Annotated in this window: 24 protein-coding genes and 1 pseudogene; 12 read left to right on the top strand and 13 right to left on the bottom strand. The window is 69.7% G+C overall.

Annotated features, from left to right (window positions below; translation table 11 throughout):
- Nucleotides 1–34 precede the first annotated feature (34 nt).
- From nuoI to ABWI07_RS17395, 7 genes and pseudogenes are all read left to right on the top strand, one after another.
- Nucleotides 35–499, top strand: a pseudogene (nuoI, locus tag ABWI07_RS17425) (NADH-quinone oxidoreductase subunit NuoI); the annotation flags it as partial.
- 161 nt (nt 500–660) lie between these two features.
- Complete coding sequence (locus ABWI07_RS17420; RefSeq protein ID WP_149259697.1) at nt 661–1581, top strand: NADH-quinone oxidoreductase subunit J; 921 nt, start codon at nt 661–663, stop codon at nt 1579–1581.
- A complete protein-coding gene (nuoK, locus tag ABWI07_RS17415) occupies nt 1578–1877 on the top strand; it encodes an NADH-quinone oxidoreductase subunit NuoK (RefSeq protein WP_021593191.1) in 300 nt (99 codons plus the stop codon). The genes ABWI07_RS17420 and nuoK overlap by 4 nt, the downstream gene beginning before the upstream one ends.
- Before the next feature lie 10 nt (nt 1878–1887).
- Entirely contained in the window at nt 1888–3804 is a 1917-nt protein-coding gene (gene nuoL / locus ABWI07_RS17410; protein ID WP_149259696.1) for an NADH-quinone oxidoreductase subunit L, read from the top strand.
- A complete protein-coding gene (locus ABWI07_RS17405; RefSeq protein ID WP_149259695.1) occupies nt 3801–5381 on the top strand; it encodes an NADH-quinone oxidoreductase subunit M in 1581 nt (526 codons plus the stop codon). The genes nuoL and ABWI07_RS17405 overlap by 4 nt, the downstream gene beginning before the upstream one ends.
- Nucleotides 5378–6961 carry an NADH-quinone oxidoreductase subunit NuoN gene (nuoN, locus tag ABWI07_RS17400; RefSeq protein WP_149259694.1) on the top strand — a complete coding sequence of 528 codons (1584 nt, stop codon included), beginning with the start codon at nt 5378–5380 and terminating at the stop codon, nt 6959–6961. The genes ABWI07_RS17405 and nuoN overlap by 4 nt, the downstream gene beginning before the upstream one ends.
- Before the next feature lie 91 nt (nt 6962–7052).
- The gene (locus ABWI07_RS17395) at nt 7053–8012 is read left to right on the top strand and encodes a polyprenyl synthetase family protein (RefSeq protein ID WP_235036893.1); all 960 of its coding nucleotides are present in this window, start codon (nt 7053–7055) and stop codon (nt 8010–8012) included.
- 113 nt (nt 8013–8125) lie between these two features.
- Here ABWI07_RS17395 and ABWI07_RS17390 read toward each other — a convergent pair whose 3' ends face one another.
- The 9 genes from ABWI07_RS17390 to rarD form a co-directional block, all read right to left on the bottom strand.
- Complete coding sequence (locus tag ABWI07_RS17390; protein WP_149259692.1) at nt 8126–8740, bottom strand: GTP-binding protein; 615 nt, start codon at nt 8738–8740, stop codon at nt 8126–8128.
- Nucleotides 8721–9149, bottom strand: a complete 429-nt coding sequence (locus tag ABWI07_RS17385; protein ID WP_149259691.1) for a DUF742 domain-containing protein — start codon at nt 9147–9149, stop codon at nt 8721–8723. Before ABWI07_RS17385 ends, ABWI07_RS17390 begins: the two co-directional genes overlap by 20 nt.
- Nucleotides 9146–9571, bottom strand: coding sequence for a roadblock/LC7 domain-containing protein (locus tag ABWI07_RS17380; protein WP_149259690.1), 426 nt, complete (start codon nt 9569–9571; stop codon nt 9146–9148). Before ABWI07_RS17380 ends, ABWI07_RS17385 begins: the two co-directional genes overlap by 4 nt.
- A complete protein-coding gene (locus ABWI07_RS17375) occupies nt 9568–12006 on the bottom strand; it encodes a sensor histidine kinase (protein ID WP_149259689.1) in 2439 nt (812 codons plus the stop codon). The genes ABWI07_RS17380 and ABWI07_RS17375 overlap by 4 nt, the downstream gene beginning before the upstream one ends.
- A 208-nt stretch (nt 12007–12214) precedes the next feature.
- Nucleotides 12215–13966 (bottom strand): prenyltransferase/squalene oxidase repeat-containing protein, encoded by a 1752-nt coding sequence (locus tag ABWI07_RS17370; protein WP_149259688.1) that lies wholly within the window; start codon nt 13964–13966, stop codon nt 12215–12217.
- Nucleotides 13963–14883, bottom strand: coding sequence for a terpene synthase family protein (locus ABWI07_RS17365; RefSeq protein ID WP_353819126.1), 921 nt, complete (start codon nt 14881–14883; stop codon nt 13963–13965). The genes ABWI07_RS17370 and ABWI07_RS17365 overlap by 4 nt, the downstream gene beginning before the upstream one ends.
- The gene (locus ABWI07_RS17360; protein ID WP_353819125.1) at nt 14880–16250 is read right to left on the bottom strand and encodes a cytochrome P450; all 1371 of its coding nucleotides are present in this window, start codon (nt 16248–16250) and stop codon (nt 14880–14882) included. Before ABWI07_RS17360 ends, ABWI07_RS17365 begins: the two co-directional genes overlap by 4 nt.
- Before the next feature lie 378 nt (nt 16251–16628).
- Nucleotides 16629–16988, bottom strand: a complete 360-nt coding sequence (locus ABWI07_RS17355; RefSeq protein ID WP_149259686.1) for a hypothetical protein — start codon at nt 16986–16988, stop codon at nt 16629–16631.
- 38 nt (nt 16989–17026) lie between these two features.
- Entirely contained in the window at nt 17027–17905 is an 879-nt protein-coding gene (rarD, locus tag ABWI07_RS17350; RefSeq protein ID WP_502912829.1) for an EamA family transporter RarD, read from the bottom strand.
- A 387-nt stretch (nt 17906–18292) separates the two neighbouring features.
- On the opposite strand from rarD, the gene ABWI07_RS17345 reads away from it, so the two are divergent.
- Nucleotides 18293–18493, top strand: a complete 201-nt coding sequence (locus ABWI07_RS17345; RefSeq protein WP_149259685.1) for a hypothetical protein — start codon at nt 18293–18295, stop codon at nt 18491–18493.
- An 84-nt stretch (nt 18494–18577) separates the two neighbouring features.
- On the opposite strand, the gene ABWI07_RS17340 is transcribed toward ABWI07_RS17345, so the two are convergent.
- A complete protein-coding gene (locus ABWI07_RS17340) occupies nt 18578–18934 on the bottom strand; it encodes a S24 family peptidase (protein WP_200841906.1) in 357 nt (118 codons plus the stop codon).
- Nucleotides 18935–19240: 306 nt separating this feature from the next.
- Nucleotides 19241–19594: a hypothetical protein gene (locus ABWI07_RS17335; protein ID WP_149259683.1), complete on the bottom strand. Its 354-nt coding sequence runs from the start codon at nt 19592–19594 to the stop codon at nt 19241–19243.
- Between the two features lie 326 nt (nt 19595–19920).
- Here ABWI07_RS17335 and ABWI07_RS17330 point away from each other — a divergent pair, with 326 nt between their 5' ends.
- Nucleotides 19921–20442 (top strand): flavoprotein, encoded by a 522-nt coding sequence (locus ABWI07_RS17330; protein ID WP_149259682.1) that lies wholly within the window; start codon nt 19921–19923, stop codon nt 20440–20442.
- A gap of 15 nt (nt 20443–20457) precedes the next feature.
- On the opposite strand, the gene ABWI07_RS17325 is transcribed toward ABWI07_RS17330, so the two are convergent.
- Nucleotides 20458–20955: a Type 1 glutamine amidotransferase-like domain-containing protein gene (locus ABWI07_RS17325; RefSeq protein ID WP_353819149.1), complete on the bottom strand. Its 498-nt coding sequence runs from the start codon at nt 20953–20955 to the stop codon at nt 20458–20460.
- A 621-nt stretch (nt 20956–21576) separates the two neighbouring features.
- Between ABWI07_RS17325 and ABWI07_RS17320 the strand changes: the two genes are divergently transcribed.
- Nucleotides 21577–22428: a helix-turn-helix domain-containing protein gene (locus tag ABWI07_RS17320; RefSeq protein WP_149259680.1), complete on the top strand. Its 852-nt coding sequence runs from the start codon at nt 21577–21579 to the stop codon at nt 22426–22428.
- Between the two features lie 270 nt (nt 22429–22698).
- A complete protein-coding gene (locus ABWI07_RS17315; RefSeq protein WP_149259679.1) occupies nt 22699–22905 on the top strand; it encodes a DUF397 domain-containing protein in 207 nt (68 codons plus the stop codon).
- A gap of 7 nt (nt 22906–22912) precedes the next feature.
- Here the strand turns inward: ABWI07_RS17315 and ABWI07_RS17310 are convergent, their stop codons facing one another.
- Entirely contained in the window at nt 22913–23545 is a 633-nt protein-coding gene (locus ABWI07_RS17310; RefSeq protein ID WP_353819123.1) for a nucleotidyl cyclase domain-containing protein, read from the bottom strand.
- Nucleotides 23546–23901: 356 nt separating this feature from the next.
- Between ABWI07_RS17310 and ABWI07_RS17305 the strand changes: the two genes are divergently transcribed.
- Nucleotides 23902–24591 (top strand): methylenetetrahydrofolate reductase, encoded by a 690-nt coding sequence (locus ABWI07_RS17305; protein ID WP_235036831.1) that lies wholly within the window; start codon nt 23902–23904, stop codon nt 24589–24591.
- The last annotated feature ends 15 nt before the right edge of the window (nt 24592–24606 follow it).

Below are 24606 nucleotides of genomic sequence, written 5' to 3'. Positions count from 1 at the left end.
CCCGGTCAAGGGGTTCGGGGTCTCGTTCCACCAGATGTTCATGAAGAGCGAGACCGTTCAGTACCCCGAGGTGAAGAAGCCGACGGCTCCTCGCTTCCACGGGCGGCACCAGCTGAACCGGTGGCCGGACGGCCTGGAGAAGTGCGTCGGCTGCGAGCTGTGCGCGTGGGCGTGCCCCGCGGACGCGATCTTCGTCGAGGGCGCCGACAACACGGCCGACGAGCGGTACTCGCCCGGCGAGCGGTACGGGCGCACCTACCAGATCAACTATCTGCGGTGCATCCTGTGCGGCCTGTGCATCGAGGCGTGCCCGACCCGGGCGCTCACGATGACCAACGAGTACGAACTCGCCGACGACAGCCGCGAGAGCCTCATCTACACCAAGGAGATGCTGCTGGCGCCGCTGCGCGAGGGCATGGAGGCGCCCCCGCACGAGATGCGGCTCGGCGACACCGAGGAGGACTACTACCGCCTCGGCCTCCAGGAGAGCGACTCCGCGCCGACCGCGTCCTCCGAGGGGGGACGACCCCCCACGCCCCCCGGATCGCCTTCGGCTCCAACCGTTCCTTCCGAGAGCGGCGGCCGCGCCGGCATGGACCAGGCCGTCAAGCGCGAGAAGGACGTCAAGCGCGAGAAGGCGCGCAAGGGCGGTGAGGGCAAGTGACCGGCTCCGTCGCGAGCGCGCACGTGCTCGCCGCCCAGGTCGCCGACAAGCAGTCCGGCGAGCCGTTCTTCTTCTGGCTGCTGGCGGTCGTCTCGGTGCTCGGCGCACTCGGCATGATCCTCGCGCGCAAGGCGGTGCACTCGGCGCTGCTGCTGGCGACCGTGATGCTCTCCCTGGCCGCGCTGTACGCGATCCAGAACGCGCCCTTCCTGGCGTTCGTGCAGGTGATCGTCTACACCGGCGCGGTGCTGATGCTGTTCCTGTTCGTGCTGATGCTCGTCGGCGTCAGCTCCACCGACTCGCTGGTGGAGACGATCCGGGGGCAGCGGTTCTGGGCGGTGATCGCCGCGGTCGGCTTCCTCGTCCTGCTCACCGTCGGGGTCGGCAACGCCGCGCTCGGCAACTCGGCCGGGCTCACCCAGGCCAACTCCGAGGGCAACGTCATCGGCCTGGCCCGGCTCCTGTTCTCCAAGTACGTGTTCGCGTTCGAGGCGACCAGCGCCCTGCTGATCACCGCGGCGCTGGGCGCGATGGTGCTGGCGCACCGGGAGCGCACCGAGCCGAAGGCGACGCAGAAGGACCTGTCGCGGCAGCGGTTCCTGTCCGGCTCGCACCCGGGCCCGCTGCCGGGCCCCGGCACCTACGCCCGGCACAACGCCGTCGACATGCCGGCGCTGCTGCCCGACGGGACGCCTTCTGAGCTGTCGGTCAACCCGGTCATCGCGGCCCGTACCGACACCGCGGAGCGGCACGCCGACCTGTACGGCGGCTCCGAGGAGGAGGCCCTCGAACGGGACGTGGCCGCGGTCAAGGCGGTCACCGAGGACGTCCGCGACACCGACGCCGAGGAGCGCTCGGTCAAGTCGGGGACCCCGGCCGCCGGCGGCGGCGCGAGTGAAGGCGAGGCAGGCGAATGAGTCCGGGGCACTACCTGGCGCTCTCGGCGATCCTGTTCACCATCGGAGCGCTCGGCGTCCTCGTGCGCCGCAACGCCATCGTGGTGTTCATGTGCGTCGAGCTGATGCTGAACGCGACGAACCTGGCGTTCGTCTCGTTCTCCCGCATGCACGGCAACCTCGACGGCCAGATCATCGCCTTCTTCGTGATGGTGGTGGCCGCCGCGGAGGTCGTGGTGGGTCTGGCGATCATCATGACCATCTTCCGGACCCGCAGGTCCTCGTCGGTCGACGACGCGAACCTGCTGAAGTACTGAGAGGCCAGGGATGAAAGCGGAAGGCATCCAGGCCGCGTCCTGGCTCCTCGTCGCGCTCCCGCTCGCGGGCGCCGCGATCCTCCTGCTGGGGGGGAGGCGCACCGACAAGTGGGGCCACCTGCTCGGCACCGCGCTGTCGGTGGGGTCGTTCGCGGTGGGCGCCGCGATGTTCGCGCAGATGCTCGGGTACGACGCCGAGACCCGGCGCCGCACCGTGCACCTGTGGGACTTCATCGACGTCGGCACGTTCAAGGTCGGCATGGACCTGCTGGTGGACCCGCTGTCCATCACCTTCGTCCTGCTGATCACCGGGGTGGGCTCGCTCATCCACATCTACTCGATCGGCTACATGTCGGGCGACCCCGACCGGCGCCGGTTCTTCGCCTACCTGAACCTGTTCCTGGCGGCGATGCTGCTGCTGGTGCTGGGGAACAACTTCCTGATCCTGTTCCTCGGCTGGGAGGGCGTCGGTCTCGCCTCCTACCTGCTCATCGGGTTCTGGCAGCACAAGCCGACGGCCGCGACCGCCGCGAAGAAGGCGTTCGTCGTCAACCGCGTCGGCGACATGGGGCTGATCATCGCGATCGCGCTGATCTTCGCCACGTTCGGCACCATCGACTTCGGGCCGGTGCTCGGCACCGGCGCCGAGCACGCGGGGCTCGCCGACAAGCTCGGCACCGGCACCGCGACGGCCATCGGGCTGCTGCTCCTCGTCGGCGCGTGCGGCAAGTCGGCCCAGCTGCCGCTCCAGTCCTGGCTGCTGGACGCGATGGAGGGCCCGACCCCGGTGTCGGCCCTCATCCACGCGGCCACGATGGTGACCGCGGGCGTCTACCTGATCGTCCGCTCCGGGCCGATCTTCGAGATGTCCGAGACCGCGCAGCTGGTGGTGACGATCGTCGGCGCGGCCACGCTGCTCGCCGGTGCGATCATCGGTTGCGGCAAGGACGACATCAAGAAGGCCCTCGCCGGGTCGACGATGTCGCAGATCGGCTACATGGTGCTGGCCGCCGGGCTCGGCCCGGCGGGCTACGTGTTCGCCATCGCGCACCTCGTCGCGCACGGCTTCTTCAAGGCGGGCCTGTTCCTCGGCGCCGGCTCGGTCATGCACGGCATGAAGGACGACGTGAACATGCGCCACTACGGCGCGCTGCGCACGGTGATGGTGATCACCTACGCGACGTTCGGGCTCGGGTACCTCGCCATCATCGGGTTCCCCGGCCTGTCCGGCTGGTTCACCAAGGACGGCATCATCGAGGCCGCCTACGACAAGGGCGGCACGTCCGGGATGATCCTCGGCTCCTGCGCGCTGATCGGCGCCGGGATCACCGCGTACTACATGTCGCGGGTCATGTTCATGACGTTCTTCGGTGAGAAGCGCTGGGAGGACGACGTCCACCCGCACGAGTCGCCGGCCGTCATGACCTGGCCGCTGATGCTGCTCGCGGTCGGCTCCGTCTTCGCGGGCGGGTTCCTGATCCTCGGCGGCTTCGCCGACTTCCTCGAACCGGTCGTCGGGGCGCCCGAGCACGCGCACGAGTTCAAGTGGCTCACCGCGCCGGGCGCCGCCACCTTCGTCCTGATGGTCGTCGGTGCCGGGATCGCCTGGATGCAGTACGGCGCCCGCAAGGTGCCGCGCGAGGCGCCGAAGGGCTCCTTCATCACCGTCGCGGCCCGCAAGGACCTCTACGGCGACGCGCTGAACGAGTCGCTGCTGATGCGGCCCGGCCAGTGGCTGACCCGGCTCGCGGTCTGGTTCGACGGGCGCGGCGTCGACGGCGCCGTCAACGGCACGGCCGCCGGCGTCGGCGGCAGCTCCGGCCGGCTCCGGCGCGTCCAGACCGGCTTCGCCCGCTCCTACGCCCTATCGATGCTCGGCGGCGCGGCCCTCGTGGTCGCGGCGCTCCTGGTGGTGAACGTGTCATGAGCGACTTTCCCTGGCTGAGCGTCCTCATCGCGCTGCCACTCGTGGGCGCGGTGCTGCTCAGCGCCATCCCGCGCGAGCGGGAGGCGCTGGTCAAGCAGTTCTCGCTCGGCGTCTCCCTCCTCGTCGCCGCCCTCACCGGGGTCATGGCGGCGGGCTTCGACGCGGGCGGCCCGCGCTTCCAGTTCACCGAGAAGTACTGGTGGATCAAGGAGTTCGGCGTCCACTGGGCGCTCGGCGTCGACGGCGTCGCGCTGGTGCTGATCCTGCTGTCGGTGATCCTCGTCCCGCTGGTCATGCTGGCGTCGTGGGGCGAGGCCGACCGGTCCGGCGGCGTGGACGTCCCCGCGAAGCGATCGGCGAAGACGTACTTCGCGCTGCTGCTGGCGCTCGAATCGGCCATGATCGGCGTGTTCGCCGCGACGGACGTGTTCCTGTTCTACGTCTTCTTCGAGGCGATGCTGATCCCGGTGTACTTCATCATCGGGTACTTCGGCGGCCCGCAGCGCTCCTACGCCGCGGTGAAGTTCCTGCTGTACTCGCTGTTCGGCGGGCTGCTGATGCTCGTCGCCGTCATCTGGCTGTACCCGCTGTCGAGCCGGGCGGTCGAGAAGGGCGGCCTCGGGCAGGGCACGTTCATGTTCGACGAGCTGTCGAAGATGAACATCGACCCGACGACGGCCAAGTGGCTGTTCCTCGGCTTCTTCGTCGCGTTCGCGATCAAGGCGCCGATGGTGCCGGTGCACACCTGGCTGCCGGACGCGGCGCAGCAGTCCCCGCCCGGCGCGCTGGTGCTGATCGTCGGCGTCCTGGACAAGGTCGGCACCTACGGGATGCTCCGGTTCTGCCTGGAGTTGTTCCCCGGCGCCGCCAAGTGGGCGACCCCGGTCGTGCTCGGGTTCGCGGTGCTCAGCATCATCTACGGCGCGGTCCTCGCGATCGGCCAGGTCGACATGAAGCGCCTGATCGCCTACACGTCGGTCTCGCACTTCGGGTTCATCGTCCTCGGCATCTTCGCGATGACGTCGCAGGGCCAGTCCGGCGCCGCGCTCTACATGGTGAACCACGGGTTCTCCACCGGCGCGCTGTTCCTCGTCGTCGGCTTCATGATCGTCCGGCGGAGGTCCGCGCGGATCTCCGACTTCGGCGGCGTGCAGAAGGTCGCGCCGGTGCTCGCCGGGATGTTCCTGATCGCGGGCCTGTCCGCGCTGTCGCTGCCCGGCCTGTCCACGTTCGTCTCGGAGTTCCTCGTCATCGTCGGGACGTTCAGCCGGTACGAGTGGGCGGGCGCGCTCGCGGTGAGCGGCGTCGTGCTCGCCGCCATCTACGTCCTGTGGATGTACCAGCGGACCATGGGCGGCCCCAAGGTGCCCGCGGTCGAGGGCATGAAGGACCTGTCCGCCCGGGAGAAGTGGGCCATCGCCCCGATCATCGCGATCATCGTGGCGATGGGCTTCTTCCCGCAGCCGGTGCTGCACGTGATCAACCCGTCGGTGGACCACACGCTGGCCCGGGTCGGCGAGCACGACCCGGCGCCGGACATCACCGGTAACGTCGCCGAGAACGGAGCCCGTCCATGAGCACCACCAGTCAGGTGAGCGCGGTCCTCGCGCAGGGGGGTGACATCCCCGCGCCGCACATCGAGTACGGGCAGATCGCCCCGCTGCTGCTGGTCCTCGGCGCCGCCGTCGTGGGCGTGCTCGTCGAGGCGTTCGCCGGCCGGAACGCGCGCTACTACCTCCAGGTGCCGGTCGCGTTCCTCGGCCTCGCGGGCGGGTTCGCGTGGACGATCGCGCTGGCGTGGCGCGACAACCCGCACCACGTCGCCGCCGAGGGCGCCCTCGGCGTGGACGGGCCCACCCTGTTCATCCAGGGCACGATCCTGGTGCTGGCACTGGTCAGCCTCCTGCTCATCGCCGAGCGGGGGGACAAGGCCGGCGGCCACTTCGCCGCGCAGGCGTCCGCCCTGCCCGGCAGCGAGGCCGAGCAGCGCACCACCGCGATGGGGTTCACCCAGACCGAGGTGTTCCCGCTGATGATGTTCGCCGTCGCGGGCATGATGATGTTCCCGGCGGCCAACGACCTGCTCACCATGTTCGTGGCGCTGGAGGTCATGTCGCTGCCGCTGTACCTGCTGTGCGGGCTCGCCCGCCGGCGGCGCCTCCTCTCCCAGGAGGCGGCGGTCAAGTACTTCCTGCTCGGCGCGTTCTCCTCGGCGTTCTTCCTGTACGGGGCGGCGCTGCTGTACGGGTACGCCGGGTCCGTCCGGCTGTCGGACATCTCCGCACAGATCGGCAAGGACGCGGGCAGCGAGACCCTGCTCCTGTCGGGCGTCGCGCTGCTGTCGGTCGGGCTGCTGTTCAAGCTCGGCGGCGTCCCGTTCCACATGTGGAAGCCGGACGTCTACCAGGGCGCCCCCACGCCGATCACGGCGCTGATGGCGTCCTGCACCGTCGTCGCCGCGTTCGGCGGGATCCTGCGCGTCTACTACGTCGCGTTCGAGACGCTGAAGTGGGACTGGCGGCCCGTCATGTGGGGTGTGGCGATTCTCACGATGGTCGCCGGCTCGATCATCGCGATCACGCAGACCGACATCAAGCGGATGCTGGCCTACTCGTCCATCGCGCACGCGGGCTTCCTGCTCATGGGCGTGATCGCCAGCTCCGCGGACGGCCTGTCCAGCACGATGTTCTACCTGGTCGCCTACGGCTTCACCTCCATCGGCGCGTTCGCCGTCGTGACGATGGTGCGGGACGCGGGCGGCGAGGCCGGCCACCTGTCGCGGTGGGCGGGGCTCGGCAAGCGGTCCCCGGTGGTCGCGGGCGTGTTCGCCTTCTTCCTCCTGGGCTTCGCGGGCATCCCGCTGACCAGCGGCTTCACCGGGAAGTTCGCGGTGTTCAAGGCCGCCGTCGAAAGCGGCGCGACGCCCCTGGTGGTCGTCGCCGTGATCTCCTCCGCGGTGGCCGCGTTCTTCTACGTCCGTGTGATCGTCGTCATGTTCTTCAGTGAGCCGGACGCCGAGGGCCCGGTCGTGGTGGCCGGCCCGGCGACCGCGGTCGCGGTCGCCCTCGGGGTGACGGCTACTGTGGTACTCGGCGTGATCCCGCAGCCCGTTCTGGACCTCGCGGGTCAGGCCACGACCCACATGTTCGTCCGGTAGGGAGTCTTGGGTGAGCAACCCATTCGCTGAGAAGTCCGGCGGGCCGGCCCTCCAGGAGACCGGCCCGTTCGGGCTTCCCGTCGACGCCGCGCTGGCGGCCGACGCCAAGGAGCGCCTGGCCTCCGTCGAGTCCCTGCTCCTGGACTGCGTCCGCGGCGAGGATCCGCTGCTCACCGAGGCGTCGCAGCACCTCGTCGAGGCGGGCGGCAAGCGGTTCCGGCCGATGCTGGTGCTGCTGGCCTCCCACTTCGGCGACCCCGCGGCGCCCGGCGTCGTCCCGGCCGCCGTCGTCGTCGAGCTCACCCACCTCGGCACCCTCTACCACGACGACGTCATGGACGAGGCCACCGTCCGGCGCGGCCAGCAGTCCGCGAACTCCCGCTGGACGAACACCGTCGCCATCCTCACCGGCGACTACCTGTTCGCCCGCGCGTCGGACCTGCTCGCCGACCTCGGCCCGGAGGCCGTCCGCATCCAGGCCCGCGCGTTCGCCCGCCTGGTGCGCGGCCAGATCCAGGAGACCGTCGGCCCCGCCGAGGACGCCGACCCCCTCAAGCACTACCTCCAGGTCGTCGCCGACAAGACCGCGTCCCTGATCGCCGTCTCCGGCCAGTTCGGCGCCCTGCTCTCCGGCGCCCCCGCCCACGTCGTCGACACGGTCACCTCCGCCTGCGAGAAGATCGGCATCGCCTTCCAGCTGTCCGACGACATCCTCGACATCGCCTCCGAGACCGAGGAGTCCGGCAAGACGCCCGGCACCGACCTGCGCGAGGGCATCCGCACCCTCCCCATGCACCACGTCCTCGCCGGCATCGGCTCCGGCCCGGACGACGCCCGCCTCCGCGAGCTGCTCGTCCAGGACCTCACCGACGACGCCCTGCACGCCGAGGCCCTCGCCCTCCTGCGCGCCCACCCCGCCATGGACCGCGCCCGCGCCGACCTCCGCCGCTGGGCCGAGGACGCCCGCACCGAACTCCTGACCCTCCCCGAAATCCCCGCCCGAGACGCCCTCACCAACCTCTGCGACTACGTGATTTCCAGGACGGGCTGACCTCGACCCGCACCTGAGTGGCCGCACGTTCGCGGCGAGATCGAGCGCGAGACTAAACGGGGCCGCGGGACCGCCGGGTGATGCCGGCGGCCACACGGCCCCGCTTTTGTCTTTTAGGCGTTCTGGGGTTCGGGTTCTTCGGTTAGGCCTCGGGTCTTCATGGCGTGCAGGACGAGGTCGATGAGGACTTCCTTGCAGGAGTCCAGGCGGCGGGCGTCGCAGAGCATGACGGGGACCTTGGGGCCCAGGTTGAGGGCCATCTGGATCTCCGCGAGGTCGTAGCGCTGGGCGCCCTCGAAGCAGTTCACGGCGACGATGAACGGGGTGCCGCGGCGCTCGAAGTAGTCGACGGACGGGAAGCAGTCCGACAGGCGGCGGGTGTCGGCGAGGACGACGGCGCCGAGCGCGCCGAGGGAGACCTCGTCCCACATGAACCAGAAGCGCTCCTGGCCGGGGGTGCCGAACAGGTAGAGGACGTACTCGTTGCGCATCGTGATGCGGCCGAAGTCCATCGCGACCGTGGTGGTCTGCTTGCGCTCCACCCCGGAGATGTCGTCGATGCCGACGCTCTCGTCGGTGAGCAACTCCTCGGTGCGAAGCGGGCGGGTCTCCGAGACCGTGCCCACCATCGTGGTCTTGCCGACCCCGAAGCCGCCCGCGATCACGATCTTGACCGCGGTGGGGAGCCGGCGGGCGCGCACGTCGCGCCTAGAGGGCCCGGAGACCATCGATCACCGCCTTGTAGAGCCTGATGTCATGCATGTCCGCCTCTGGTTCGGGTTCCTGCAGGGAGACGAAACCCTTGTCGAGCAGGTCGCCGAGCATCACCCGCACGGTCGCCACGGGCAGGTCGAGATGGCCGGTGATCTCGGCCACCGACATCACCGCCTGGCAGAGCCGGATGATGGCCAGGTGCTCGGGGCCGAGGCCGATCGCGCCCTCCGGTTCGGGGCCGACCGCCACCACCAGGGTGATGAGGTCGAACTTGCCGCGGGTCGGCTCGATGCGGCCGCTGGTCATCACGTACGGCCGCACCATCGGGCCGGCGTGCTCGTCCAGGAAGCGGTCCTGGACGGGCGGCCGCGTCGCGGTCTCGTCCACCCAGGGCTCCTGGGTGGGGTCCTCGGGGGGCATCATGCCGGGCGCCCCTCCTGCGCGGTCTCCGAACGCGACGGCGTGGTGAGGTGGTGGCCCATGGCGGTGACGAGCATCGCCATCTCGTAGGCGATGAGGCCGACGTCGGCCTCCTCGCCGGCGAGGACGGCAAGGCAGGCGCCCTTGCCGGCCACCGTGACCAGCAGGAACGCCGAGGCCATCTCGACGATCGTCTGCCGGACGGGGCCGCCGCCGAAGCGGGTGCCGGCGCCCTTGGCCAGGCTCTGGATGCCCGCCGCGACGGCGGCGAGGTGCTCGCCGTCGTCCTGCGTCATGCCCTCGGAGGACGCCATGAGCAGGCCGTCGGCCGAGAGCACGACCGCGCTGCGGGCGTGCGGCAGCCGGTGCACCAGGTCGTCCAGCAGCCAGCCGAGATCGGAGGAGGAACCGGTCTTCTGCGTCACTGATCTGCCTCGCCTTCCGCTGCGTTGGTGCCGAGGGCTTCCGCCGCCTCAGAGCGGCCCCGCTGGGTACCGCGCTGATAGGAACCCATGATCCGCTGGATCTCCTCGGGGGAGCGGCCCGGGTCGTCCTGCTCGTCCTGCTCGTCGGCGACGACGGGCTCATCGGTGCGCAGGGGGTCGGCCAGGTTCGCCTGCGGCACCCGGACGGGCAGACCGGACGGTGTCGTGGAGATGTCGGGCACGGGTGGCAGGTCCTCCGGCTCGATGGGGTCGGGACGTGCGCCGTCCTCGGGGTCCTCGTCGCGCCGCGCGGGCGCGGGGGCCTCGGGCCGCGGTTCGGGGACGCTGCCGCCGGACGCCTGGGCGGTCGGCGGTTCCGCCGCCGGCGGGGGGACCGCGACGAGGGCGGGCCCTACGGGCTGCGGTCCGGTGCTCGCCGGGGGGAGCGTCGCCGTGGGCGCGGTGGTGCGGACGGCGGCCGCCGGCGCGGCGCCGACCGCGGCGGGGCGCCGCACCTCCAGGCCGTTCGTGGTGGTGGTGCCGGCCGGGACCTGCGCCGGGCCCTGCTCGACGATCAGTTCCCGGGGGATGACGACGACGGCGGTCGTGCCGCCGTAGGCGGACCGCTTCAGCGACACCTGCAGGTTGTAGCGCTCGGCGAGCTTGCTGACCACGAACAGGCCGAGCTGGACCGAGCTCTGCAGGTTGAAGTCGGGCGGGTCGGCGATCCGCGCGTTGATCTCGGCGAGCTTCTCGTCGGTCATGCCGAGCCCGCGGTCCTCGATGTCGATGGCGAAGCCGCTGGCGACCAGGTGCCCGCCGACCTGCACGATGGTGTCGGGCGGGGAGAACGACACGGCGTTCTCGATCAGCTCGGCGAGCAGGTGGGTGACGTCGCCGACCGCGCGTCCGGCCAGTTCGACCGGGCCGAACGGCAGGACGGTGACGCGGGTGTAGTCCTCGACCTCGCCGACGGCGGCGCGGACGACGTCCACCATCGGGACGGCGTTGCGCCAGCCGCGGGCCGGGAGGGCGCCGGAGAGCACGATGAGGTTCTCGGCGTTGCGCCGCATGCGGGTCGCGAGGTGGTCGAGACGGAACAGCTCCTCCAGCTCCTTGGTCTCGATGTCGCGGCGGCGCTCCATGGTGTCCAGCATGGTGAGCTGCCGGTGCACCAGCGTCTGGGTGCGGCGGGCCAGGCTCAGCAGGACGTCCCGGATGCCGCGGCGCAGCTCCGCCTGCTCGACGGCGGTGCGGATCGCGGTCTCCTGGACGGCGTTGAACGCACGGCCCACCTGCCCGATCTCGTCCGTGCCGAACCGCAGCGGCGGCGCCTCGACGGCGACGTCCACCTGCTCGCCGTGCCCGAGCCGTTCGACGACGCCGGGCAGCCGCTGCTCGGCCAGCTCCCAGGCGGCGCCGCGCAGCCGTTCCAGCTGCCGGACGAGCGCGCGCGCCGTGGTGATCGACACGACGATGGACGCGATGACCGCGAGAAGGCCGAGTCCACCGGCGAGCAGCAGCCGGACGATGACCCAGGCGGCGATCGGGGTGGCGCGCTCCACAAGCCGGTCGCCGGCGTCCTGGATCGTCTTGCGCATCTGGGCGATCGCGGGCTCCGTCGCGCCGCGCCACTGCTCGGCGCTCACGTTGGGGCGCTGCGCCTTGTTCCGCGTGAGGAGCGCGTCCTCCATGTTGACGACGGTGTTGAGGCGCTTGTTGGCGTTCAGCTCGTTCCACGCCTGCCGGTCGGCGAACTCCAGGTCGACCAGGGCGCGGTCGTAGTTGAGGCGGCGCGCGCCGACGGCCTTGGCGATGTCCAGCTGGTCGACCGGGGTGATCCGGCCGGACGCCAGGACGCCGGCGATGAGCGCGTCCTCCTGGGACAGCAGCTCCCAGGAGCGGTTGACGGCGATCTCCGCGCGCAGGTCGGCGGTGAAGCCCTTGTCGTCGAGCGTCGTCGTCCCGTCGTACATGTGGAAGATCGACTCGATGGTGTCGGAGTAGACGTCCATGATGTGCCGGCGGTCGTAGACGCCGGAGTCGATCGAGCGGCGGTCGCCGTCGAGCCGGCCGAGCAGCCGGACCATCGCGTCGAGCCGCCGGTCCATCTCGTCGTCGGCGGCGCGGCGGACCGAGCCGCTGCGGGCCTTCTCGACGACGATGGCCCGCTCCTTGTCGGTGCGGGCGCGCTGGGCGGCGAGCAGGTCGGGCCGCCGCTGGCCGGACGCGAGCATGGTCACGGTGAGGCGGCGCTCCTGCTGCAGCTCGACGAGCAGCGGGTCGCTCGGGGCCACGACGCTGTCCAGGGTGCTCACGAAGAGCAGGTTCACGCCTTCGCGCAACGTCACCCAGGCGGCGAAGGCCCACAGCGCGGTCAGCGAGACCAGCAGGGCCGCAATCTTGGTCCGCAGCCGTGAGTTGCGGAAACGCATTATGATCGCCCCAACAATTGTCAAGGTGCCTGCAATGCGAGGTACTGGGGCCCGGCTGCGAGACACTGGTGGCGTGAGTGCGGGTAGCGCTATGCCGTGTCACCGGCAACGCACCGCTGAACCTTACCAACGCCACCAAACCCACTCAAGGTGAATGGTTTCCGTCTCAGCCGTACAAGCAGGTCACCCTCATACAACGTGGTGAAATTCACCGCACCGAAACACTGGCGTCACACCGGGCGAGACGAAGAGCCGCCAGCACCGCCGCCCGGACGATCGTCGTTGGGCGATATAGGTCTTTGTCATGCCATAGAGGCGGCTTGCCGGAGTCAACGTCCTCCGGACCGCCGGTCAAGGCGCCGGAGGCGGTCCGCAGGGCCGATCTCAGGTAGGCGTCGCCCCGCCGGACCGCTCGCTCCGCCGCCTCCCGCACCGCCGAGTCGGTCGCGGCGTCGCCGGACGGACGGGCCAGCGTGAGGACGTGCACGGCGTAGGCCGTCTCCTCGGCGGTCCCGCACCAGCGTCCCCACGAGCCGTCCGGGCGCTGTTCGCGCAGCACCCACCCGACGGCCCGGCGCACCGCGTCCGCGGATTCCGGGCCGCCGAACCCGTCCAGCGCGAGGGCCGCGCAAGCGGTCGCGTAGAGCGGTGAGGCATGCCACCGGTCTTCCCAGCGGCCGTCGTTCAACTGCTCGCCCCTCAGCCAGGACGCCGCCTTTCGCGCGCTCGCCGCGTAACGGCCTGCCGGGTCGGCGCCGCCGCACTCCAGGTAATGGCCGAACGCCTCAAGTACGTGCGAGTTGGTCGTGACGGAGCGTCCGTTCTCACCGGGCCAGCTACAGAAATGCGTCTTCGTTTCGTACTTCCACAGCAGGTCGGGTGGGTGCGGTTCCCCGAGAAGCGACAACGCGTACAGCAGACCGGAACTGGTGTCGGCGTCCGGAGGCAGGCCGGTGCCGCCCGGCGCGCCGTCCTCGCCGAGCGCCGTCCGCATCTGGGCGATCAGCTCCGGCGGGACGGCCGGCGCGAGCCCGGCGCGGGCCAGCCAGCCCAGCACCCAGCCGCGCTCGAAGTTGGTCACCGGGACGGCGACGGGAACGGGACCGCCGTGCTGCTCGACGGCGGCCTCCAGGTAGCGCAGCACGGCCTCGTCCGCCTCCCCGCCCCGGCCCGGAGTGCCGAGCCAGGCGGCGGTGGCGGCGGTGGAGGCGCCGACGGTCGCGAACCGTCCCGGCGCCTCCGGCGCGGAAGGATCGCGGGAGGGGTGCGGGCCCGGCAGCGGTACGGGGTGGACGGACTCGGCGCGGCGTGCCGACGCACCCGCCACTTCGAGCGCGTGCTGCACCTTCAGCGGGACGGCGCCGCCGCCTTCGAGATGGGCCCTGGCGGCGGCGACGAACGCTCCGTCCATCCCGGCGGGCGGGGCCAGCCGGCCGCCGGTCCACCAGGTCGCGAAGGCGGGGTCGTCGCGGAGCCGGTCGAGGTGCCCGTTGATCGCCTCGATGAGGGCCGGGGTGATGTGCTCGATCGCCGGCATGTCCGGGACGTCCGTCGCCGCCCCGCCGTAGATCCACCGCGCGACGGTCCGCATGGCGCGCCCGGCGCCGCGGGTCACCTCGGCGACGTAGACGCCGGACGGCCAGCGCCGACCCTCCGAGACGAGCACGGACAGCAGCGCCTCGGTCGCGCTCAGGCTAGGGACGAGCGCGTAGCCCGGATCGGGCGGTCCCCAGCCGCCGTCGGGCCGCTGCGTGTCGAGCAGGAACCGGATCCGCCGGGAATGCCCGGTCAGCCACGGGGCCAGGCTCACCAGCCGCCCGGTCTCGTAGACGGACGGGGACGAGCGTCCCCACGGGGCGCGCACGAGGTCGGCCACCAGCGCGTCGGCGGCCGTGTGAAGATCGTGGGGGTCCGGGTCCGCGGCTTCGGGCGCGTCCGGACCCGCCTCCTCGACGGTCACAGCGACCCCCAGTAGTCGCTCAGCTCGTAGAAGCCCGTGCTGTAGCCGATCTGCCGTTCGAGGTAGGCGACGGCCTCGGGGCAGTCGGCCCGCAGCGGCCGGACGCGGTCGCGGCTGCCCGCCACGATCTCGTCGATCCGCGCGGTGATCTCGGCACGTTCCACGCCGAGCATCTGCGCGTTCAGGTCGCCCCAGGTGACGTCCCGCTCGTAGGTGGCGAGGTCGTTGAGCAGCCGCAGCACCTTCTGGACGTCCCGGCTCGCGGCCTGCAACTCGCCGATGTGGTCGAGGACGCCCTGGTCGGCGTGCACGATCCAGTGCGAGACGTTGACCCAGGCCGAGCCGTAGTTGTCGGCGTTGTCCAGGTACTCGTCGAACGTCGGCCAGGCCGCCTTGTCGCCCGACTTCCACGTCAGCTCGCGGGCGCCGCACTCCAGGAGCCGTCCGAGCTGCGCGAGCCAGTCGTCGCGCAGCGCCGCGAAGGCCGGAGACGCGGCCGCGTCGTCCCGGATGTCGGCGAGGAACCTCGTGAGCCCGTCGCCCGGGGTCGGCGCGGCCCCCTCGGCCACGGCGAGGCAGCGGCGGTTGATGTCGTCGACCTCGTCCCTCGACGTCGCGACATGGTCCACCAGCCAGTCCAGGCCGAAGATCCACAGCGAGGTGCGCGCCGCCATCCGGATCCCGGACGCGCTCAGCCACGGCGACCCGAAGGCGTTCGCGCAGGCCACGGCGTTGAACAGGGTCTCGTCGATCGGCTTGGCGTCGAACAGGTCGGGATAGGACTCGGCGCACTTCGCCAGGTCGCGGGCGCACTTCACGGCCTGCGCCATCACGGCCCCGTTGTGCCGCGCGTCCTGGAGGGCATCGGGCTTCGCGGGGCCGCCGGTATGCGGGGGCGCCCCGTCCACCGCCGTCACGCGTCCCGCCTGACCGGGGTCAGCGTCATCTCCAGCGACTCCCGCGGCCGCAGGGTCGCGCCGATGCGCGGCATGGCGGGGATGGCGTCGGACAGGGTCGGACGGAACCGGTTCAGGATGCTCGTCAGGATCATCCGCGCCTCGACGTCGAACACGTGGCGGCCGATGCACTGGTGCGGCCCGCCGCCGAACGGGAAGTAGGCGTAGCGGTGCCGCTTGCGGGAGTTCTCCGGCGTGAACCGCTCCGGGTCGAACTCCAGCGGACGTTCCCACACCGACGCGAGCCGGTGCGTGAGGAACGGGCTGATGAGGACCGGGTCGCCCGGCTCGATGTGCACGCCGCCGAGGATCGTCGGGGCGGTCGCCATGCGCGGGAACATCCAACCCACCGGGTAAAGGCGCAGCAGTTCCTGGACGACCTGCGACACGTACGGCAGTTGCGGAAGGTGGTCCGGACGGACCGGCTCGCCGCCGACCACGTCCTCGATCTCCTCGACCAGCCTGTCCCTGACGTCGGGGTGGTCGTGCAGCAGCGGCCACAGCCAGGTCAGTGCCAGCGTCGTGGTCTCGGTACTGGTCGCGAACATGGCGAGCAGGTTGTCGCGGATCCACTTGTCGTCAGGCGGGGCGCCGTCCTCGGTCCGGGCCTGGCAGAGCGCGGTGAAGATGTCGCTGCCGTCGCCCGGGTCGTCCCGGTAGCGCGCCACCAGCTCGAACAGGACCTCGTCCATCACCTGGACGGCGTCCTTGAACGCCTTGTCGCCCGGCATCGGCAGGACGCGGGGCAGGAACGGCAGCAGGAACCGGACCGAGATCGAGGTCGCGATCTGGTCGAACGTCGGGATCAGCTTGTTGGCCTCGACGGGGGAGATCTTGTCGCCGAACAGGACCTTGATCACGGTCTCGTTGACGATCCGGCTCATCTCCGGCAGCACGTCGATGGGCCGTCCCGCGCGCGCCGGCTCGTCCAGCTTGGCGACGGCGTCGTTGATCGCCTCCGCCATCAGCCCCGTGAGCCGGTTGACGTTGCGGGTGGTGAACACCGGCTGCAGCACTCGCTTGCTGTGCTCCCACTCAGCGCCCTCGGACAGGATGCTGTCGCCCATCAACTCCCGCAGGGGCCGCCAGAACACCCCGTCCCGCTGGAAGATCTCCGACTCGCGCCGCAGGACCTGCTGGATGTGGTCGGGATGGGTGACGAGGTAGGGGTGCGATGCACCGAGGTCGAGCCGGATGAGCCGGCCGTCCCCCTCCGTGCTGATCCGCTCCAGTTGGCGCAGCGGGTCGCGGACGAATCCGGCGACCGTGCGGTACAGGGGGAAGTTCTTCGCCTTCTGGACTGGGACGGCGCCGACGTCAACGGACATTACCGACTGCCCCTCGATGTTGAGTTGGAGTGCCAGTGCTCGCGGTCACACCGTCCCGGAGCGCGGGGCCGCCCGGGACGTCCGGCGCCCCTCGCGGCGGGACGCCAGGAATGAGTGATTAGGGGTGTGTGGGAAGGTTGCGGTGTTATGTAGCTTTCTGTGGGAGTATCACATGATCAATTAACATCGGCAAGGCTTGGAGCGGTAGAAATCTCAACCTTTTCGACGTGACCCTTATCACTTGCCGGCTGTGTTGTCCCGTTGTCGAGTCGGCCTTACAAGCATGATCAAATGGCTCGCGAAAAGGGCGTACGCTCCCACCGGACAACACAGAGAGTGATGCCGGTTAAGTGGAGCTCTCTTCCGGTTTATACCGAATTACTTTGCCGCGCGGTCGATCGGGGCCAGATCGGGCCACGCGACGCGCCCCGCCACCCGCACCTCGCCGATCACCGTCCGTGATCCGCAGCGCGCCACGACCGGGTACGTGCTCGGCGGGGCGTCCCGCCTGACGACGGCGGCGCCGTCCACCGCGCGTCCGGCGAACGCCTCAGACCTCGCGGTCACCCTGCCCGTGCAACCGGGCACCGCCAGCCGGACCCGCTCACCGGGCCGCACGGCGCGGGGCTCCACCGACACCGGGCTCCTCCCGGTCGCGGTCGCCTCTCCCGTCGCCGGAGCCAGCATGCCCGCCGCCACGAGCGCCGTTCCCAACACGGTGACGCTGAGCAGACGCAACGACGACTCCCTCACTCGGGCGTGTGACGTCCGGCACTTTAGCCCCTCAGGGCGGTTTCGGGCACCGCTTCCCGGCGTCCGGCGCGCAACCCGTCCCACGTGAGCGTCACCAGCGCGACCCAGACCAGCAGGAACCCCGCCCACCGGCTCGGCGGCATCTCCTCGTGCTGCACGAGGAGACCGATCGCGAACTGCAGCACCGGCGCCAGGTACTGGAGCATGCCGAGGGCGCTCAGCGGCAGCCTCACGGCCGCCGCGTTGAACAGCATCAACGGGACGGCCGTCACGATCCCGGCCGCGGCCAGCAGCGCCGCGTGCCCCACGCCGTGATGCCCGAACGCCGCCGCGCCCCGTCCCTCCAGCACCAGCACGAACGCCAGCGCCGGCAGGAACGTCACGGCCGTCTCGACGGCCAGGCTCTCGGCCGACGGCATGTCGGCGAACTTCTTGAGCAGGCCGTACACCCCGAACGCGAACGCCAGCACCAGCGCGATCCACGGAGGCCGCCCGTAGTCGACGGTCAGCACGACCACCGCGGCCGCCCCCGTCCCGACCGCCGCCCACTGCCATGGCCGCAGCCGCTCCCGGAAGACCAGCACCCCGAACACCACGGTGATCAGCGGGTTGATGAAGTACCCCAGCGCGGACTCGATCGTGTGCCCGCTGTTGACGGCGTAGATGTACGTCCCCCAGTTGACGCTGATCGCCAGCGCCGCCAGCGTCAGCAGGACGCCCCGCCGCCATCCCAGCGTCCGCAGCCACCCCCGGCTCCGCCGCACGGCGAGCACCGCGACCACCGCCACGAGCGACCACATGATCCGGTGCGCGAGGATCTCTCCCGCCCCCGCGGGCTTCAGCAGCGGCCAGTACAGCGGGAACAACCCCCACATCACGTACGCCGCGACCCCGCACACCATGCCCCGCCTCACGAACGCAACATACCAGCAGGTAATCAACCAAACGGAACAACGCTCATGTCATTTGGCTCACTGACCTTGAGAGCATGTTCGGCTTAGCGAAGACCAAGATGGTCACTCCAGAAAAGGCGCTCCCCGGCAGGGACGAGCCCATCCCGGTACCGGACTAACCTCCGCCACCGACTTCCACTTCGCCGAGGCCTACCTCCAGAAAAACCCCAACGGCTACCGCGGCCCAGGCGGCACCGGCCTCTCGTCCCCCGCAGGAGTAGCCTCCGCGGGGTGACTTGGACGGCGGACGAAGAGGTCTCGGCCCTCTGGGCAGAGCATTTGGATCTCGCGTTCCCAGACGCCTTGCGGTGGCTGGACGCTCCAAGCGGTGAGTCAGTGGCGACGCTCGACGCCTACGTGGCGGGTTGCATCTCCGCGTACCTGCTGGGAGGGACTCTTGATACCGAACGCCGGTCCGCCTTGAACGGCCTGCTGAGCGATCTTCGTGGCGTCATGCCGCAGCTGCGTGGCGACGGCGCCGAGTACGTGGCCCGCTTGCTCCGCATGGCGGAACTGATCGCCGCTTCTCTGCGATAGCGGTGACGCTCAGGCGACGTAGGTGTCGAGCACTTCGTGCACCTGGGGGGCCGTCCCGTGTGGCTGCAGCTTGGTGGCTAACGGTCAGATTTGTGCGTCTGGCTCTTGGGGCGCGGTCTTCGCCAGGGCGCCCGGCCGGGGGTTGCCCCTGACGGCGACGCAGATTCCGAAGATCCGCTCCCGTCCTGTCCAGCCATTGATCCGGCCGCGGTTGTTGCTGATCCGCACACGGCCCTTGGCGGCATCGATGCCCGAGACGAGATGCAGGTAGACCGTCCCGGCCACCCGAGCGAGCACGATGTCGCCGACCTCGAGTTTCACCGGATCGACCGGCGCGACGGTGACCAGATCCCCGCTTCGGATCAGCGGCACCATGGAGGACCCGGAAGGCCGGAACTCCACGGTGGCCCCCTCCGCGACTCGCGCGGCGATCGTATCCATTTTTCCCATAAAGGCAGGATGCGGGCCTCGCGCATACCTGTCGATCGAATTTAGACGCATCTACTGCATCTCTTCGATAGCGGCGCAGGTCAAGCGCCGTAGCCGTAGGTCGTGGTATTCGGGCTCGGCCGTTGCCCGGATGCCCTGTGGGGCGAGTCGACGGCCCCGCCGCCAGCTCATCGGCAGGCCGGCCCCGTCTGGGTTACGACATGCCGGTGCCAAGCGGGCGTGAACCCCTCCCCAGCGCACGTGCCGCGCTCTGCGGGGGAGGTGCCATCTTGTGGTGATGGCTGAATCCGGAGTGCGTTATCCCTTGGTCGCGGCTTGTACGGCTGCGAACCAGCGCGCGGCCGCGAATTCGAACATCGATTGAACGACGGGAAGCCTGAACGCATACCAGCCTTCGTCGCTGGCCAGTGTCATGTTGATCAGGGTGCCCGAATGCGATGGAGTTGCGACGATGGATGCCTTCATAGGGAAAGCTCCGCTCCGGATAAGAGCGCCGAAGAGGCGAAGTAGCAATCGGGAGCCTTTCCGAGCGTGGATGGTGTCACCCTGGCAGGCAATGTCCTTCCAGTTCAGCCCGTCCAGCGTGGTGACAATGGTCCGTATCGAATCGGCCGGCGTCCGATGGACTTCCCATTGCTGGTCCGCGCGCATGCGCGGAGCCTATCGCAAAGCGTCCGGTATATGTCGGTTCAACCGGCCGGTACCGATCGGCCGAGCCCGTGCGGCCGCGTAGCAAACGCACTCGCTTCCCCGGCGCGGTGTGCGCGGAGGAAGCCGCGTGATGATGTCGTACTTGGCGGCGGACTTGACCTCGTGCCCGCGCCGGGTGCGATGCTCATCTCGTTCTTGTTCAGTCGAGGTACGCGGGTAGGTGGCGACACGGATGTGGTGGGGCACGCTCGGTGGAAGCTTCGTTCGGGGCCTCGGCGGCACAGGGCTGAGCCGTTCCGGCGGCCTGGCCCCCGCCGAGTAAGGGCATGCCCACAGGACGGGTCCTCTACGTGATCGCTTGTGGAGCCTCTGCGGCGTCCGATGTGGAGGTCTTTGTACGGCTGGCGCAGGGCGAGGGTTGGCATGTCCGGGTGATCGCGACCCCGATGGGGGCCAAGTTCCTGGACATGGAGCGGCTCGCAGACCTGACGGGCGGGCCGGTGCGGACCGACTTCCGCCGGCCGCACGAGACGTCGAACGGCCTGCCTCCCGCCGATGCCGTCGTGGTGGCTCCGGCCACGTTCAACACGATCAACAAGTGGGCGCTGGGCATCACGGACACGGTCGCGGTCGGGATGCTCTGCGAGCTCCTGGGCATGGGCGTGCCGACGTTGGCGGTGCCGCAGGTCAAAGCCGAACTGGCCGGCCATGTGGCCTTCCGCCGGAATCTGGAAGCTCTTCGCGCTATGGGCGCCCACGTGCTCTTCGACCCTGCCGCCCCTCCGGAGGCGCGCATGCCCGGCTGGCACGACATCCTCGCGGAGCTGAACAGCATCCTCGATGACTGACCCGGCGGTGTCGGGTCAGTGGACGGCGGTGGTGCGGCCGTTGATCACGAGAGATTGACCATCGCGCAAGGTGCGATGGGCGGTGCCTTGCGCGCAATAGTGGTCGGCGACCTCACCGAGGATTTTGGTCTCGGGATGGCCGGGGGAGTCGATATGCGGCACCACGACGTAATCGAGGACGGCGAGGCCGTCGAAACGGGCCGGGGTGCCATAGGCGGTCTGCACTGCCTCGGGGTCGTCGCACCGATCTAGGCCGTGAAGGTCCGGGGCCAGGACGCAAGCGCCGGCGCTGTAACCGGCATAGACGGCGGCGTCCTCGCGCAGCAGTTCGGCGATGGCGCGGTCGGCGCCGCTCGCCGCCAGAGCGTGGCGCAGGACGAACACGTTGCCTCCCCGGACCCAGAGGAGGGGGAATCCGCGAAGCGTGGCCGCGACTCGGCTGGGGTCCTGGCCGAAGAACGCCCGCAAGTCGACTTCGACCGGCCGCAGGCCGAGGGCGGCGAGGGCGTCGATCTCCCGCTCGACCGCCGCTCGGCGTCGGGCAGGGCGTCAACAGCGTTGGCGATCACCGCGGCCCGCGTCCCGGCGGCACCGGTCAGCAGCCCCAGCATCTGTTGTGGATGCTCCCCGGTCCGCCAGGAAGACAGATACATGCGCACCCGAGAACCCTAGAGCCCCCGGCCGGGGCCGCTGATCCCGAACACCTCGGCATGGGCCCGCCGACCTCGGTGGGCCCGCAGATCGGGTCGAATTAGCCGACCTCATGGTGTCCGGTTTTGCATGGACCGTACGCTACTTTCTCCCTCGGTACCGAGCGAGAGCGACCTGATGACTTGGGAGACGCCGCCGACGGTTCTGTGGCTGCTGCCATGCCTGGCGTGGCTTGTCGTGTGGTTGTTCCTTTAGGAGGAAGGACGACCCATCAAGCCCGGATTGGGGCTGCTTAGCAGTTCAGGCGTGGGATGTGGCGCATGTGGCCGAGTGCGTACTTCTGTGGGTGTTCGACTGTCCCGTTTAGGCAAATCCTTGGACGAGCGGGGCCCCATACGGCTGGTGGTGCACTAGTCTTTGCGACCTAGGCACTTTGAAAGGTTGCACTCTGCCGTCTGGCAGAGCAGTGGAAGGTGTAGGGGCATGCCGGACAGTCCGACTGTTCACCAGCGACGCCTTCGGGTAGAGCTCCGCAGGGCGCGCGAGGCCGCCGGGCTGACGCAAGAGCAGGCGGCGAAGGCCTTGGACTGGTCCCTCTCGAAGATCATTCGTATTGAGGGTGGGACGGTCCGGGTCGCGGTGAGCGACGTCCGTGTCATGTTGCAGGAGTACGGGGTGGGGCCGGAGCGGTTCGACGAGTTCCTGGGCCTGGCACGGGCAGCTCGTGAAACGGCGTGGTGGAGCGCCTATCGCAGGGTGCTCAGTTCGCAGATGGCCGAGCTCATCGGCTTCGAGTCGGCCGCCGGCGTATGCCGGGAGTTCGATCCTCTGCTCATTCCCGGGCTGCTGCAGACCAGCGCCTATGCCAAGGAGATCCTCACCAACCTGCGCGGAGAGGCCGCACCCGAGCAGATCAACGAACTGGTCGAGGTGCGGCTGCGCAGACAGGACATCTTCGAAGGCGACGCTCCGCCCAGGTTCTACTTCGTCATCGACGAGGCGGCGATACGCAGGCCGGTCGGCGGTGCCGCTGTGATGCGGGCCCAGTTGTCGCATCTGCTGGAGATGACGAAGCGCCCCAACGTGACGATCGAGATCGTCCCGTTCGGCCATGGAGCGCATCCGGGGCTGAGCGGGCCGTTCAAGCTCATCGAGTTCGTTGAGCCCGAGGACGACGACGTGCTCTACCTCGAAGGCGCACAGGGGGAGTTGATCGGGCGCGACTATCGCGAGGACATCGTCCGGTATCGCGAGAAGTTCGAGGTGCTGCGCCGAATTTCGCTCGGCCCGGAAGGCTCGGCCGTGCTGCTCAACACGGCCGCGGAATCCCTCTGAGAAGCCTTGCCCGCATCACCGGCGACGGGTGATTGATCCACCTATGGCTTGATCTACGGTGAACACTTACACTTTCACATTGACAGAGCACGACACAGGACTGTGGTGTGCCTGAGATCGTGCGCCGAAGGGCATGGCCGAGCTTGAGGATGTCCGCCCGAACAGAAGGTCGCCGTTCGCATCCTGATCGGCCTGCGAGGACGCCTCCAAGGTTGTGCCCAGGAATTCTGACAGCCGCGTCGCGAGGGCCGGCGGTTGGAAGGGGCCAGTGTGGACAGGACGGAACGATCGCAGGTGGTCTGGAGAAAGAGCAGCCGCAGCGGGGGCGGGAACTGCGTCGAGATCGCCTTTGACGGGGACTCCGTCCTGATGCGGGATTCCACTGATCGCCTGAGCGCTGTCCTGTCGATTTCGAGCGTGCAGTGGCTGCTTCTGCGGAGCTCGCTCCGCAGGCGGTACGGCGCTGCGCAGGACTGAAGACCGATCATGCGGCGGGCTCCGGGAGGAGAGGCTCCCGCGGCAGCACCGGGTCGTGGTGGATGTAGCCGCTGTACGGCTTCTCTTTGATCACTACTTCCAGCTTGACGAAGTTCGTGGGGTTCAGGGCGCAGAAGCCGCTCCCCACGACGTCCTTGTACAGGATGTCGGACACCACCAGGGCCAGGTCACGGTCCTGGTGCTCGGCGAGGTGGTCGCGCAGCGGTGCCGCGTCCAGCAACCGGGAGACCACGACGGGGGCGTCGCCGGCCGGGCCGAGCGGCCCTTCGATCATGGTGCCGTAGTGGAACGCGAGCCGCATGCGCAGGCGGGTGGCCCGATGCTCGTTGAGCTCGGCGAGCGCGTGTTCGAGGTCGCAGGCGAAGGCGCCCACCACGTGGGGGATGTCGACGTCGGCGGGCATGACGACGAGTTCCCCGTCCCCGCCCGGCTGGCGGTACCAGCCGCTGGTTCGGAGCCCGGACCTTCTCGCGGAGCCGTTGAGTAACCTGCGAAGGTCCTTCTGGGCGGCGAGTTGCCGCTGCGCGTCCAGGTGACTGTACTTCTCCAGGTCCACGGCGAGGAGCAGGCGGTACGCGAGCCGCCTCCCACCGGTGGGCCAGGGCCATCGAAGCATCATCTGCCGTCCTAGAAGCCGCCGTCAGTTCGATTGTGCCCGATGCATCCTGCTATGTGCAGGGCAACATGAGTCGGTTAGCAACATGGCACTTCGCCGGTAGCTTCTGGCTGAGGGCGGAGCAGACTGCCACCGCTCCTTCACCTGCATAGACGTCACGGGAAGAGTTCAGTTGTATCTTGCGGGGTGGCGTGTGGACACCTCGCGTTGTGCCATATGGCGTTTTGCCTTCTGGATGGCCCCGACCCCCGGTCGCTCGCTAGGGTTGGGGGATGGGGTTTGAGGTTGTTTGTGAGGTGGAGCCGCCTACGCGGCCGGATCTGCGGCGGGTGCGGCATCAGATCGGGGTGTTGAGTCCGGTGGCGGACTCGTTCCTGATCCCGGACAACCACATCGGGCGGGCGACGGTGTCGAGTGTGGCCGTCGCTCATGAGGTGCAGGCGATGGGGGCGCGCGGGATCGCGTGCCTGAACTCCCGCGACCGGAACCTGCTCGGGTTCCGGCGCGACCTGCTGACGGCCGCTGCCTACGGGGTCGAGCGGTTCCTCTTCGTCTACGGGGACAAGCCCTCGGCCGGCGGACGGACGAGCGAGCTGACCGTGCGCGCGATGATCGAGGAGGCCCGGGCGGCGGGGGAGGATGCCGCTTTCGCCGGGTGTGCCCCGTTCCAGGTGGGGGTGACCTCCGGGCTGCGGCGGGTCCCTGACTGGAAGCGGGCGGCGGACTTCATGTTCGTCCAGGTCAGCTACTCGGTGGAGAGCCTGCTGCGGTGGCGGGACACCGTTGACGTCGAGGGGCCCGTGTACGCCGGGGTGATGGTGCTGGCGAGCGCGGGGATGGCCCGCAACCTGGCCGCGTCGATTCCGGACATCGACATCCCGGACGAGCTGGTCGAGGCGGTCGAGCGCGACCGGGCGGCCGGGGTCGCGGCGGCGTGCGAGCAGGTGCTGGCCGTGCGCGACAGCGGGGCGTTCGACGGGGTGCACCTGGTGCCGGTCAGCCGGTATCGGGAGGTGGCCGCGCGGCTCGAGCGTGAGCTGCACGCCTAGCCGGGCAGGATGGGC

The organism is Actinomadura sp. NPDC000600 (genome assembly GCF_040492135.1).
Classification (GTDB): Bacteria; Actinomycetota; Actinomycetes; order Streptosporangiales; family Streptosporangiaceae; genus Spirillospora.
This window is presented reverse-complemented; position numbering and strand designations above follow the sequence as displayed.

Bases quoted from the DNA above. Each gene is read 5' to 3' on its own strand.
- nuoK (WP_021593191.1), top strand. From the start codon at position 1,578: ATGAGTCCGGGGCACTACCTGGCGCTCTCGGCGATCCTGTTCACCATC.
- nuoL (WP_149259696.1), top strand. From the start codon at position 1,888: ATGAAAGCGGAAGGCATCCAGGCCGCGTCCTGGCTCCTCGTCGCGCTC.
- ABWI07_RS17405 (WP_149259695.1), top strand. From the start codon at position 3,801: ATGAGCGACTTTCCCTGGCTGAGCGTCCTCATCGCGCTGCCACTCGTG.
- nuoN (WP_149259694.1), top strand. From the start codon at position 5,378: ATGAGCACCACCAGTCAGGTGAGCGCGGTCCTCGCGCAGGGGGGTGAC.
- ABWI07_RS17390 (WP_149259692.1), bottom strand. From the start codon at position 8,740: ATGGTCTCCGGGCCCTCTAGGCGCGACGTGCGCGCCCGCCGGCTCCCC.
- ABWI07_RS17385 (WP_149259691.1), bottom strand. From the start codon at position 9,149: ATGATGCCCCCCGAGGACCCCACCCAGGAGCCCTGGGTGGACGAGACC.
- ABWI07_RS17375 (WP_149259689.1), bottom strand. From the start codon at position 12,006: ATGCGTTTCCGCAACTCACGGCTGCGGACCAAGATTGCGGCCCTGCTG.
- ABWI07_RS17360 (WP_353819125.1), bottom strand. From the start codon at position 16,250: ATGTCCGTTGACGTCGGCGCCGTCCCAGTCCAGAAGGCGAAGAACTTC.
- rarD (WP_502912829.1), bottom strand. From the start codon at position 17,905: ATGGTGTGCGGGGTCGCGGCGTACGTGATGTGGGGGTTGTTCCCGCTG.
- ABWI07_RS17340 (WP_200841906.1), bottom strand. From the start codon at position 18,934: ATGGATACGATCGCCGCGCGAGTCGCGGAGGGGGCCACCGTGGAGTTC.
- ABWI07_RS17335 (WP_149259683.1), bottom strand. From the start codon at position 19,594: ATGCGCGCGGACCAGCAATGGGAAGTCCATCGGACGCCGGCCGATTCG.
- ABWI07_RS17330 (WP_149259682.1), top strand. From the start codon at position 19,921: ATGCCCACAGGACGGGTCCTCTACGTGATCGCTTGTGGAGCCTCTGCG.
- ABWI07_RS17320 (WP_149259680.1), top strand. From the start codon at position 21,577: ATGCCGGACAGTCCGACTGTTCACCAGCGACGCCTTCGGGTAGAGCTC.
- ABWI07_RS17310 (WP_353819123.1), bottom strand. From the start codon at position 23,545: ATGATGCTTCGATGGCCCTGGCCCACCGGTGGGAGGCGGCTCGCGTAC.